This is a genomic window from Hafnia paralvei ATCC 29927, assembly GCF_001655005.1.
In the GTDB taxonomy this organism is placed as follows: Bacteria; Pseudomonadota; Gammaproteobacteria; order Enterobacterales; family Enterobacteriaceae; genus Hafnia; species Hafnia paralvei.
In genome coordinates this window covers 1-12,114 of record NZ_LXET01000049.1, presented here as the reverse complement: position 1 = coordinate 12,114, position 12,114 = coordinate 1, and the positions used below count along the sequence as shown (strand labels likewise).

At 50.8% G+C, this 12,114-nt stretch carries 11 protein-coding genes; 9 read left to right on the top strand and 2 right to left on the bottom strand.

Annotated features, from left to right (window positions below; translation table 11 throughout):
- Positions 1–319 precede the first annotated feature (319 nt).
- The gene (locus M988_RS15895) at positions 320–1,654 is read right to left on the bottom strand and encodes a glycoside hydrolase family 28 protein (RefSeq protein WP_064574962.1); all 1,335 of its coding nucleotides are present in this window, start codon (positions 1,652–1,654) and stop codon (positions 320–322) included.
- 317 nt (positions 1,655–1,971) lie between these two features.
- Here M988_RS15895 and M988_RS15890 point away from each other — a divergent pair, with 317 nt between their 5' ends.
- The gene (locus tag M988_RS15890; protein ID WP_004090777.1) at positions 1,972–2,436 is read left to right on the top strand and encodes a YehS family protein; all 465 of its coding nucleotides are present in this window, start codon (positions 1,972–1,974) and stop codon (positions 2,434–2,436) included.
- A gap of 65 nt (positions 2,437–2,501) precedes the next feature.
- Here M988_RS15890 and M988_RS15885 read toward each other — a convergent pair whose 3' ends face one another.
- Complete coding sequence (locus tag M988_RS15885) at positions 2,502–4,181, bottom strand: hypothetical protein (protein WP_064574964.1); 1,680 nt, start codon at positions 4,179–4,181, stop codon at positions 2,502–2,504.
- Between the two features lie 601 nt (positions 4,182–4,782).
- Between M988_RS15885 and agaR the strand changes: the two genes are divergently transcribed.
- The 8 genes from agaR (at position 4,783) to M988_RS15845 (ending at position 11,650) form a co-directional block, all read left to right on the top strand.
- Complete coding sequence (gene agaR, locus M988_RS15880; RefSeq protein ID WP_004090768.1) at positions 4,783–5,556, top strand: transcriptional repressor AgaR; 774 nt, start codon at positions 4,783–4,785, stop codon at positions 5,554–5,556.
- Positions 5,557–5,635: 79 nt separating this feature from the next.
- Entirely contained in the window at positions 5,636–6,952 is a 1,317-nt protein-coding gene (locus M988_RS15875; protein WP_039185819.1) for a D-tagatose-bisphosphate aldolase, class II, non-catalytic subunit, read from the top strand.
- On the top strand, positions 6,949–8,142 hold the full coding sequence (locus M988_RS15870; protein ID WP_008812474.1) for an SIS domain-containing protein: 1,194 nt from the start codon (positions 6,949–6,951) through the stop codon (positions 8,140–8,142). Before M988_RS15875 ends, M988_RS15870 begins: the two co-directional genes overlap by 4 nt.
- 17 nt (positions 8,143–8,159) lie before the next feature.
- On the top strand, positions 8,160–8,642 hold the full coding sequence (gene agaV / locus M988_RS15865; RefSeq protein ID WP_008812475.1) for a PTS N-acetylgalactosamine transporter subunit IIB: 483 nt from the start codon (positions 8,160–8,162) through the stop codon (positions 8,640–8,642).
- A gap of 12 nt (positions 8,643–8,654) precedes the next feature.
- Positions 8,655–9,446, top strand: a complete 792-nt coding sequence (gene agaW / locus M988_RS15860) for a PTS N-acetylgalactosamine transporter subunit IIC (RefSeq protein WP_008812476.1) — start codon at positions 8,655–8,657, stop codon at positions 9,444–9,446.
- Positions 9,436–10,329: a PTS system mannose/fructose/sorbose family transporter subunit IID gene (locus M988_RS15855; RefSeq protein ID WP_008812477.1), complete on the top strand. Its 894-nt coding sequence runs from the start codon at positions 9,436–9,438 to the stop codon at positions 10,327–10,329. The genes agaW and M988_RS15855 overlap by 11 nt, the downstream gene beginning before the upstream one ends.
- Positions 10,330–10,339: 10 nt before the next feature.
- A complete protein-coding gene (gene agaF / locus M988_RS15850; protein WP_008812478.1) occupies positions 10,340–10,783 on the top strand; it encodes a PTS galactosamine/N-acetylgalactosamine transporter subunit IIA in 444 nt (147 codons plus the stop codon).
- Between the two features lie 12 nt (positions 10,784–10,795).
- Positions 10,796–11,650 carry a tagatose bisphosphate family class II aldolase gene (locus M988_RS15845; protein WP_004090757.1) on the top strand — a complete coding sequence of 285 codons (855 nt, stop codon included), beginning with the start codon at positions 10,796–10,798 and terminating at the stop codon, positions 11,648–11,650.
- Positions 11,651–12,114: the final 464 nt, after the last annotated feature.

Here is a 12,114-nt window from a genome sequence, read left to right as displayed (position 1 = left end):
CCGGTAATGTGCCGGAAAAGGTCAAAACCCAAAGCTCGCAGTTTTTAGTTTAAGTCTTGGCAGGGAGAGCCGGCACGACAGGGATGTCGTGACGGAGTTTGGGGCGCCCGGGATGGGCGATACCAAACCGGAGCGGAGATGGCGTCTCGGATAAAAGCGCGCGAGTGCAGAGACCACGCGCTGGTGGTCTCTGCCCGTACGCCTTCATCAGTGTATCAATGAAGCTCGGTATGAACAGGCGGGCGGAATATTACACAACGGTGACATCAGCGAACGAAACATTGCATCGTGTTTCATCATGAATCCCAAATGAAGCCCCTCACTCCTCCACCAACTCAATATGTTCACTATTCCATCCCTCAGGAAGCGGATCTGGCCGTTGTACTGACAGTTGCTCTAGCGTTAAATCTTCTACACCAACGGCATAGATGACGGGCATACCGTGCGGATAGGATTCGACACCAAAAGCCCGCTGTGTGTCAGGATCGAGGCAGTAGGCATTATCTAATCCCATTCCCGTTGGGCGCAGTGGATTACAGGGAGGGCGTACATCGTATAGCCCTTGCTCGGGAGAATCTGTTTGCCGTTGTTCAAGTTGTAAGTGGTCAATGCGAATATGGCTAACCATGCCAGCAGGCGTGCTGTGTAAGTTAATCGCCCCTTCGCTGATCCCCGAAAGATGGGAGAAACTTATCCACTCTATTTTTCCCGGCGTAATTGCGGGATCACGATGACGAACGGAAACGAACAACGGATCGGCTTTTCCCCAGTGGCAAGGGTGTGCGGTTTGACAGGTAAACATGATGTGGCTGAACTGCATGCGTCGCAGATGGCCGCCGTCGCGAGAGATAATACCGATACCACGGTTTGATTGATAAATAGTGCAGTTAGAGACGCTCACGTCTTCAATATCGGCGAAAGTCTCGGTGCCAATTTTTAATGCACAGCTTTTGGATTGCAACGTGCAGTTCGAGATAACAATTTGCTGCGCTGGCTGCTGTAAAAACGCAGGTTTTCGTGTGGTTTTCAAACAAATCGCATCATCGGCGGCGCTAAACAGGCTATTAGTGATATGTACTAACTGGCAGCTGTCGATGTCGAGTGCGTCGGTATTCGCCATCGTCAAATCGTTTTGTACCGTGAGTTCGCTGATTTTTACGTTATTACAGCTCACCAGATGAATTGTCCACATCGGTGCATGTTCAATGGTGAACTCGCGTAGTTGTACGTTTTGGCATCCTTCGAAAACAATAATACGTGGACGCAGCTCCAGCGGTATCCGATAACCTTGCTCGTTGGGTGTTGCAGAGAAGTAGGCGTCCGCGCTACCAAAAATTTTGCCAGATCCACAGATGGTAATGTTCTGAGCATTTAGCGCGTAGAGAAAAGCGCGGTCAGAGCATTCAGCAGAACTGTGAGTTCTGGCTTGATCAAAGTCCTGATAGTTATCGCTGACGATAAGCTCAGCACCCGCCTCCAGATGCAAACAGGTGTTAGAACCTAACAATAAGCCGCCCAACATATAGCGCCCACTATCGACATATAAAGTCCCTCCGCCGTGGGCGCTGATAAGGTCGAGTGCGTGCTGGAATTTTTGCGTATCGCGGGTTATACCGTCCGCAGCCGGTGAAAATTGAGCAATAGCGAGCTTCATAACAGTTCTTCAATCAAAGAAGGGGGGATGAGGAATATCTCAGCATGAGGAAATGGTTCAGCGCTATGCGGCGTCATCGCAGAAATCCTTAGCTAGCGAGCCCCCTCACAAAACCGTCTTGCCAGACGGGCAATTTATAATCTGGATCACATTTGAGTTAGCGCTGAAAATCTAAGCGTGAGATTGCTCACATCAAGCAGATGAAGATTTCTCCAACGTGATGAGCAGAATATCTCTATAATGCGGGCTAACGCTTTTATCTCCTTTACGTTCTGTGGAGATAGCGAACTAAATCGACTGAGAGGAAGTACCCGGTAATGATGAATAATGATGTTTTACGCAGCGTTCGCTACATGCTGAATCTGAATAACGAAAAAATGATCAGCATTTTAGCTCTGGCAGACACCAAGGTGACTCTGGAGGAAATGGCGAGCTTCGTAACCAAAGAAGGGGAAGAAGGATTCAAGATTTGCCCTGATGTTGTCATGGGATATTTCTTGAATGGCCTGATTTTCTTCAAGCGAGGCAAGGATGAGAAGTATCCTGCGCCTAAAGTTGAACGACGTATTACTAACAACATCATTCTGAAAAAGCTGCGTGTGGCCTTTGAACTGAAATCCGTCGATATTATCGAGATTCTAAAATCTCAGGATTTTGCGGTCACTGAATCTGAACTCAGCGCTATTTTCCGTGCCGATGGTCACAAGCATTATCGTGAATGTGGCGATCAGCTACTGCGTTATTTCTTGAAGGGTTTGGCCGCTCGCGTGCGTAAAGGCTAATTCTGTAAAAATAGCTTTTCAACCTGTTCCCCCGATGTTGTAGGGGGAACTGAAATACCAAGCCGTTACTGCATTAATTGACTCAACTCTTCAGTGAGACTGCTGGCTAAAGCCCTCGCTCGCTCGGCATCAAACATAACGTGCATCGAAACCGGAAAATCTCGGTGCTGCAGGCAAAAATCCTCCATCTCATACGCCGTGCCGTAGAGTGCCTGAATATTGGTTTGGCAAATCTCACGCAGGCTCCACGTATTTTCTACCTGTTTACAGTAGTGAAGGGTAAAAAAGGCTTTTTGCGCATGAACAAAAGTCCGACAGTAGAGAGCAAAACCCTGCCATTCTTGTTCCCAGCGACGTTTAAGCTCTGTTGGAATATCGGTTCGTCGAGAAAACGTGAGTGCTTCACGCTGTAGCTCGATCGCTAACTGATACGACCGATCCTTTTCCTGTGCCAGCAAAAAGAGATTATTGGCGCTCATCTCCTTGGCTTCAGCGATAAATTGAATATCGCGTTCTGAACCGGGCAGCCAATGGTTACGGTTTAACTGTCCATACAGGCTCCACATCGCTTGCCCATAGCTTTCTGGCAGTAAACTATGTCGATGAAATACATGGCGTCGAGCGTAAATTGCGCCGGATAAAGCCTGATGCGCTCGCTCTAGTAGATTATGCAGTTGTTCAAGCACTTCCATTGCAGGAGTCCATTGATAGCGCTGCTGCAACCAGCGGGCTAGCAGGGTAATTTCATTGTTAGCATGAGCATCTGGCATCAAAAAATGCGTACAGGAAAACAGGTTAATTTCGCTAATGCACCCTAAAATCCAGTGATTATCCATGCCCTCCCAGCTGATCTTACATAGTGCGCCGCTGATGCTAGGGTTTTTCGCTTGGCACCACAACAGACGTCCCTGAATCTCCTCTACACGCATGAAGGGAAAATTTCCCCAGCCGACTTCCTCGCCGACAAGATCGATTTCAACCCACACATCGCGCTCGGTAACGTCTAACAAGGCGGGGTTATTGGGAAACTCGGGCCAGAAACGTTCAGGTGTTAATTTGATGGAGACAGATACTGACTCAGATAGGGGCTGGATCGCGCTGAGCACATTCTCTACATCGCTATTACTGGCTGGAAAAACGCGTAATACCAAATGTTTGTCTTGCAGCTTCATGACCTCCGCAGCGGCAGAAAATAAACGATGATAAAGACCAAGGCTTTCTTCCTGACGGCGAGGAGGCGTGGTGATGTGAGGCGCATTTATCGCCTGACCATAAGGTTCAGATATTGGCAGGAGGCTATCTGTGTTAGAGATGGCGAGCAAAATGCCCGTCATCGCCGGAATTTGTCGGGCAACCAGTTCCAACTTCGCGGCTAAATATTGGCTCCAAAATGCGCCGTCAAAATGAAAGTTTCCTCGAACGTCGAACAGCTGTGGGTGGCACAGCAAGATTTCCACCGGAAATGAAATCTCTTTAGCCTGCAAATAAAACGTCAGGCCAAGCTGTTGGCAGTATTGCGCCAGCCTATTGAGATAGATACAGCGTGCGCGTTGCTGGCTGCTCAACCGATCGTTGAAATGACGAGGCGTATATCCCTCCGGCATCACCAGTTTATCCAACAATTCGGCTTGCCCAACGACCAGCGTGGTAAACCCTTGCTCATGTGCGTAATCGGCAATCGTTGTCGCTTGCTGCCAGTTCCACATTTCCTGATTATTCAATTCGAGCGCGCGAATCTTCCACATGGTGCTGTCCAGTGAGAGCGTTGAGGTAGCCATTGTAACTGAAATAGCGTTTTAAATTTCCAAAGCAGGTCACAGAGAGGGTAAGAAGGATTATCTCATTGAATTAGCGTGATTAAATCTGACTGGGCGTTGTTGAGCATATTTCCGCGCAGACGTGTTCGGTGATAGCACAGGGGCGCGTTTTACTGTGCGTGATGGCACTTCTTTTTTCATTTACCTGTTACTACCCATCTTAATTTTTCTGAGAAAACGCCAGATGTTTGGCTCCCGTTTTATGGCTAATGATATGAAGTGTGATCATGATCACTTCACTAAATAAAATCTTAAGCTTTCACATGAAAAGCTTCATCTTTCGTTGTTAAGAGTCCGTTTTTGCCTCTGAGGGGCGCTAGAAAGCCAATCAACTCACAGATTTTCATTTCTCTCATTTCGCTATATTGCTTTCACTGTATTTTAAATTGAAAGGTTTTTGGGCCTATTTTGCTGAAAAAGTAGGCTGTAATCGCGATCACAATTTCACTTCACTCCCTTTGCTGTAATGCAGTCGAAAGAGAGCGAAAGCTTCTTTGCTTAAACACCCACACTCCGAGGAGTCACGGAAATGATATTAGACACCGTAAAACGCCGCGAACAGATCATTGACCTGCTGTGCCATGAAGGCAGCGTACGCGTTGAGCCGTTGAGCATGCGTTTTGGGGTATCTAGCGTCACCATTCGTAACGACCTGCGTTATCTGGAACAAAAAGGCTGTGCGCTGCGCTCTTACGGCGGTGCGATGCTAAACCAGCAATTCGCGTTTGATCGGCCTTTGCAAGATAAGGGGCGAATGAACCGCGACGTTAAATCGCGTATCGCGGCCAAAGCGGCCGAGTTCGTGAAAGACGGTGACACGCTGATTTTGGATTCTGGATCGACGACAACCCAGATCACTCCGCACCTCAAAACGCGGCGCGATCTGGTTGTTATGACCAACGCGTTGAACATCGCCTATGAACTGGCGGGGTTTGAACGGATAGATGTGATGGTGTTGGGCGGGAGCGTTCGTCAGAACTCCTATTCGCTCTATGGTCCGGCCGCAGAACAGCAATTGCGTCAATATCGCTTTGATACCTTATTTCTTGGCGTCGATGGTTTTGATCTGGAAGCAGGGATAACCACGCCAAACACCGGCGAAGCACACCTTAATCGTGTGATGTGCGAGGTGGCACATGAAATTATCGCCGTGGTCGACTCCAGTAAATTTGGCCGCAAAAGCTTCTGCATGATCCGTGAGGCCGGACAGATCCATCGGCTTATCACTGATAGCCGGATCCCCGACAACTACAAGCGGGCATTAACTGAACTCGGCGTGGATGTGATTATCGCCGATGACTGATTTGTCACCCGATTATGTAGAGCCATAACCGTGGTTTCAACGTAACGGGGTCGAGTCGTAATGCCTGCATGGAGAAAACATGCAGCCTTTATTACAGCTTATCCGTCGCCATAAATCGGGCGAGGCGGTGGGGATCTATTCGGTCTGTTCCGCCCATCCGTGGGTGTTAGAAAGTGCCTTAATGTTGGCAAAAACGCGCCATTCAGCCGTGTTGATTGAAGCCACATCGAATCAGGTCAATCAGTTTGGTGGCTACACTGGCATGACGCCAGCGCAGTTTCGTGACGCCGTTTGGGCTCAGGCCGACCGCATTGGTTTATCCCGCGATCGGGTTTGGCTTGGCGGGGACCATCTCGGTCCCAACGCGTGGCAAGATCGCAGTGCAGATGAAGCCATGCAGTTAGCAGAAACGCTGATCCACGATTACGTTAGCGCCGGTTTTCGTAAGATCCATCTTGACTGCTCAATGTCATGCCATGGCGATCCTGTTCCCCTCAGTGATACTGACGTGGCAACTCGCGCAGCGCGTCTGTGTGCGGTGGCAGAAAAGGCGTGGCAGCAGGCTGGCGGCGAGCGTCCGGTCTATGTAATTGGTACTGAAGTTCCGGTGCCAGGCGGTGCGCAAGAGGATATGGAAGGGATGCAGGTAACCACGCCACAGGCGGCGGCGACCACGTTAGAGATTCACCAGCAGGCTTGGCGAAATGCAGGACTGGAAAGCGTGTGGGAGAGAGTGATCGCGCTGGTCGTACAGCCGGGCGTGGAGTTCGATCATCATAGCGTCGTGCATTATCAGCCAGAAAAAGCGCGCGCTCTGAGCCAGTTTATTGAGTCGCAATCCAACATGGTTTACGAAGCGCACTCAACCGATTATCAAACGCCGCAGGCTTATTGTGAGCTGGTACGCGATCACTTTGCGATCTTGAAGGTAGGGCCGGCACTAACCTTTGCCCTGCGCGAAGCGTTATTTGCCTTGGATCGTATCGATCGCGAATGGAACGGTGAACTGAAGGCGGCACATCTGCGCGATACGCTTGAACAGGTCATGCGCGAGCAGCCACAGCAGTGGAGTCGCTATTACCATGGTTCTGCGCATCAACAGTATATCGATCGTCAATACAGTCTGAGTGACCGCGTGCGCTATTACTGGCCACATCCGCAGGTACAGCAGGCAGTTGATCTTCTTATCAATAATTTACGTCACCATCCGGTGCCGATGGCGCTGCTGAGTCAGTATTTGCCTGAGCAGGCACAGGCATTAAACGCAGGAACATTAGGTACAGATCCACAGCAGTGGGTGCTGGATAAAATCCAGCGGGTGCTTTTGAGCTATGCCGTCGCCTGCGAACCCGATGCTGAAATCACCCCATCCCAGCCGCAAGGAGCCCTAGCATGAGCGAGCTGTTTTCCTATTCTGAAGCTTGGCTGCAAGACCATCATGCATTGCATACCGCCCGTGAAATCGACCAGCAGCCGCGTCTATGGCAACAGCTGCACGATGAATTGACTCAGGCGAAAGCGTATTGGCAGCCGTTTTTGCAGCCCTTGTTGGCAAATCCTGATCTACAGATCGTGCTATGCGGCGCGGGTTCTTCTGCTTTTGCCGGACGTGCTGTTGCACCGTGGTTGCGTGAACAGTGCGGCTTGGACGTAGTGGCTTATGGCTCCACCGATATTGTGCCGTCGCCGTTGCAATATCTTGATCCTGAGCGCCCAACCCTGCTGGTTTCCTATGGTCGTTCGGGAAATAGCCCTGAAAGCGTGGCCGCGGTGCGTTTAGCCGATCAAATATTGCCGCACTGCCACCACCTGATGCTGACCTGCAATCCAGATGGCGCGCTGGCGCGCTATGCCGAAGGGCGTAGCAACGTCTGCTCGTTGATCATGCCTCAAGGCTCACACGACCAAAGTTTCGCCATGACTTCCAGTTTTAGCTGCATGACGCTGGCGACCATTCTGCTATTAGGGCCGTTAACGCTAGAGCAAAGCGCGCCGTCATTACAACAAATGGCCGCGCTGTGCATCAGCGAGCAGCAACACTGGCAGCAGCAGGTGAAAGTGCTGGCTGGCAGTGGATTCAAGCGAGTGATGGTTCTCGGCAGCCGCTGTTTTACCGGTATCGCCGAAGAAGCGGCGCTTAAGATGCTGGAGCTGACCGCGGGGCGTATTGCAACGCGCTATGACTCATCGATGGGCGTTCGTCACGGGCCGAAATTCATGGTTGATGGCGATACGCTGGTGTTGCTGATGATGTCTTCTGAGGTCTATTGCCACCGCTATGATGCAGACCTGCTGCGCGAACTGCGGCATGACAATCTTGCCAAGAAAATTGTGGCGCTCAGCGGTACGCCGGGGATCTCTGACACCGTATTTAACAGCGATCTGGATGATATCTGGTTGCTGTTTCCGTACCTGATGTATTTACAGATGTTGGCGTTTGAAACGTCTTTGGCACTTGGCATGACGCCGGATAATCCGTGCCCGACAGGGGAGGTCAATCGCGTGGTGAAAGGGGTGGAAATCTATCCGTTCACCGCAGTTCATTCCATCGCTGCTAATTCTTTAAAGAATCACTCAGCAAAATAATAAGTCAGGAGTGGAGCATGTCGACCCCAAATATTTTAATGACTCGCATAGATAACCGTTTAGTTCATGGTCAGGTTGGTGTGACTTGGACCAGCTCACTGGGCGCTAATTTGGTTTTAGTGGCCAATGACGACGCGGCTGCCGATCCCGTGCAGCAAAACCTGATGGATATGGTGGTCGCTGACGGTGTACAGACTCGCTATTTCACGTTGGAAAAAACCATCGAGGTTATCCATAAAGCCGCTGACCGACAGAAAATCTTCATCGTATGTAAAACCCCGCAGGACGTGCTGACGTTGGTGAAGGGGGGAGTACCCATAAGCTTCGTCAACGTGGGAAATATGCACTTTGCCGAGGGCAAACGCCAAATTCATAAAACGGTATCGGTGAACGATAGCGATACGGCGGCGTTTCGCGAATTGGAGAAGCTGGGGGTCACCTGTGAAGTTCGGCGCGTGCCGGATGAGTCCGGTGAATCTATTGCCAAACTCTTAGCATAACGGGAGTAAACCATGTTTACAGATGCGTTATTGATTGGCTTGTTAGCCGGGCTGGCGGGGGTAGACCTGTTTGATGGTCTGACTCACTTCCATCGTCCGGTGGTTATTGGCCCACTGGTTGGGCTGATCCTTGGGGATGTGCAAACCGGATTGTTGGTGGGCGGATCGCTGGAACTGGTATGGATGGGGATGGTGCCTCTGGCTGGGGCTCAGCCGCCGAACGTGGTGATCGGTGGAGTGGTCGGTACCGCATTTGCCATTCTGACTCATGCCGATCCTAAAGTGGCCATTGGCGTCGCGGTTCCTTTCGCAATAGCGGTTCAAGGTTGTATCACGCTGTTATTTACCGCGTTTTCTCCAATGATGCATAAGTGCGACAAGATGGTGCAGGCGCTGAACTGGCGCGGTATTGAACGGGTGAACTATCTCGGTATCACCATTCTGTTCTGCTTTTACTTCATTGTGGCGTTTTTGCCGGTGTATTTCGGCGCCGACGCTGCCAGCGTGATGGTACAGAAAGCGCCGATCTGGCTGCTGGATGGCCTCGCCGTGGCAGGTGGCATGATGCCCGCGATTGGTTTCTCGCTGCTGATGAAAATCATGATGAAAAAGACCTATGTGGCCTATTTCATTCTCGGTTTTATTTCCGTGACATTCCTCAATATGCCGATTATCGCCGTTGCTTTGGGCGCTTTTGCCATCGCGTTGATCGACTTCTTTAACCGTTCACGCAATGAACAAGAAGGCGACTCTAACGCGCCAGCTTCTTCGGCCAACGTTCAGGAGATGGAAGATGGGATTTAATGATAATGAAGCCGCAATGGCGGCAAAAGCCGAGCAGCGCATGGCGCAGGCTTTGGCAACCAGTCAGGTCGAGCAGGATGACTATATCGACAGCACGCCAGCGGAGGCGCTGACCAAGCAAGATCTTAACCGTATGGCATGGCGTTCTTTGCTCTTGCAGGCCTCGTTCAACTATGAACGTATGCAGGCAGGTGGCTGGCTTTACACCCTGATCCCAGGCCTGCGCAAGATCCATAAGAATCCACAGGATCTGGCTAACTCAATGAAAATGCACATGGAGTTTATTAATGTGCATCCGTTCGACGTCACTTTCCTTTCTGGCCTTGTGCTGGCGATGGAGGGGAGTAAAGAGAAAGTCTCTACCATTCGAGCGGTCAAAGTTGCGCTGATGGGCCCGCTAGGCGGCATTGGTGATGCGCTGTTTTGGCTCACGCTGCTGCCAATCTGTGCGGGTATCGGTGCTTCGTTGGCGCTTCAAGGCAGTTTGTTTGGGCCGATCGTTTTTCTGCTGATGTTTAACATTGTTCACTTTGGCCTGCGTTTTGGGCTGGCGCACTACGGATACCATGCCGGAACCAGTGCGCTGGCGCTGCTTAAGACACACACCAAAAAGATATCTCATGCCGCTTCTATTGTCGGTATGACGGTGATCGGGGCGCTGGTGGCGTCGTACGTTCACCTATCGACACCGTTGGTTATGCATGCCGGTAAAGCCAGCGTCGCACTGCAAAAAGACGTGTTAGATAAGCTGATGCCGAATTTACTGCCGCTGTGTTTCACGCTGCTGGTGTTTTGGCTGATGAAGCGTGGTTTCTCGCCGGTGAAACTGATTGGTTTAACGGTGTTGTTTGGCGTTGTCGGTAAATTCGTTGGATTCCTTTAAGGGGGGCGTAATGCTAGGTCTCGTTATTACTGGGCATGGCCGCTTTGCAAGCGGCCTGCTACAGGGCGTTGAACAAGTGGTCGGTGAGCAATCGCAATGCTGCGCAGTAGATTTCCCTGAAGGAGTCAGCACCAGTGAGTTGATGATTTTGTTAGAGCAAGCCTGTGCGGCCTGCGATAGCGGGGAAGGCGTGGTGATTTTGAGTGACTTGCTCGGTGGTTCGCCGTTTCGACAGGCGGCGGTTATTGCAAAACAACATCCTGATTACCAAGTGATCACCGGCACAAATATGCAGCTTGCCGCCGAAATGATGCTAGAGCGTGAAGGCATGAATTCTCAAGATTTCCGCGATATGGCATTGGAGTGTGGACGGCGAGGCGTTACCAGCCTATGGCATGAAGAGCAGAAGTGTAACCAACAACAGAATAATTCCGTCAGCTTAGACGGCATTTAAGGAGCCTATTTTATGTACCTAATTTCAAACCGGGAAATGCTCAAAAAGGCTCAGCGCGAAGGTTACGCCGTACCGGCTTTTAACGTCCACAATCTGGAAACGGTGCAGGTGGTGGTAGAAACCGCGGCTGCGTTAAAGTCACCCGTTATCTTAGCGGGCACTCCGGGTACTTTTACCTATGCGGGAACCGACTATCTGGTTTCTATCTGCCAAGAGGCTGCCCATTTACATGATTTGCCTTTGGCATTGCATCTGGATCATCACGAAGATCTGGAAGATATTCGCACTAAGGTTATGGCGGGCGTGCGTTCTGTGATGATCGACGGATCGCATTATGCATTCGAAGAGAACATTCGAACCGTAGCTGAAGTGGTGCGTTTGTGTCAGCGCTATGATGTTAGCGTGGAAGCTGAGTTAGGGCGTCTCGGTGGGCAAGAGGACGATCTTAATGTTGATAGTGCAGACAGCTTTTTTACCGATCCTGCCTCAGCGCGTGAATTTGTAGAACGAACCGGAATTGATTCATTGGCTGTTGCGATTGGTTCGGCGCATGGTCTGTATCATGGAGAACCTCACCTAGATTTTGCCCGCCTAGCCGAAGTGCGCAACGTCGTGGATGTCCCACTGGTGCTGCATGGCGCATCGGGAATTCCGGAGCATATGGTGCGTGAAGCGATAGGGCTTGGAATTTGTAAAGTGAACGTCGCAACCGATCTGAAAATCGCCTTTGCCGACGCGGTTAAAAGCTACTTCACCGAGCATCCAGACGCTAACGATCCACGCAAATACATCACTCCGGGCAAACAGGCTATGCATGATGTGGTGGTGGAGAAGATCCGGATTTGTGGGAGTGAGGGGAAATTATAATTTATGGATGACGATGAATTATTTCGTTTGCTGATGTCACCATTGTGTAATATTCCGCCCGCCTGTTGATACCGAGCTTCATTGATACACCGGTGAAGGCGTACGGGCAGAGACCACCAGCGCGTGGTCTATGTACTCGCGGCCATCTCCGCTCCGGTTTGGAATGCCGATATCCTATGGGATTGCTGTGAAATGTTTCGTTCGCCGGTCAGCACATGCGTTTCCATGGCACCGCTGGCGAAGGCGACCGATGAAAGCCCCGTTGCGCGGGGGCTCTCAACTCGCGCGCTTTTATCCGAGACGCCATCTCCGCTCCGGTTTGGTATCGCCCATCCAGGGCGCCCCAAACTCCGCCGGTACATCCCTGTACCGGCGGCTCTCCCTACCAAGACTTAAACAATTAAAAAGACAAAAACAGAGTGTGGTTTTTATCTTTTGGTTTTGACGTTGACCTTTTCCGGCAC

Coding starts and splice junctions, on each gene's coding strand:
- agaV (WP_008812475.1), top strand. CDS start 8,160: ATGTCGACCCCAAATATTTTAATGACTCGCATAGATAACCGTTTAGTT.
- M988_RS15870 (WP_008812474.1), top strand. CDS start 6,949: ATGAGCGAGCTGTTTTCCTATTCTGAAGCTTGGCTGCAAGACCATCAT.
- M988_RS15875 (WP_039185819.1), top strand. CDS start 5,636: ATGCAGCCTTTATTACAGCTTATCCGTCGCCATAAATCGGGCGAGGCG.
- M988_RS15890 (WP_004090777.1), top strand. CDS start 1,972: ATGATGAATAATGATGTTTTACGCAGCGTTCGCTACATGCTGAATCTG.
- agaF (WP_008812478.1), top strand. CDS start 10,340: ATGCTAGGTCTCGTTATTACTGGGCATGGCCGCTTTGCAAGCGGCCTG.
- M988_RS15885 (WP_064574964.1), bottom strand. CDS start 4,181: ATGTGGAAGATTCGCGCGCTCGAATTGAATAATCAGGAAATGTGGAAC.
- M988_RS15845 (WP_004090757.1), top strand. CDS start 10,796: ATGTACCTAATTTCAAACCGGGAAATGCTCAAAAAGGCTCAGCGCGAA.
- M988_RS15895 (WP_064574962.1), bottom strand. CDS start 1,654: ATGAAGCTCGCTATTGCTCAATTTTCACCGGCTGCGGACGGTATAACC.
- agaR (WP_004090768.1), top strand. CDS start 4,783: ATGATATTAGACACCGTAAAACGCCGCGAACAGATCATTGACCTGCTG.
- agaW (WP_008812476.1), top strand. CDS start 8,655: ATGTTTACAGATGCGTTATTGATTGGCTTGTTAGCCGGGCTGGCGGGG.
- M988_RS15855 (WP_008812477.1), top strand. CDS start 9,436: ATGGGATTTAATGATAATGAAGCCGCAATGGCGGCAAAAGCCGAGCAG.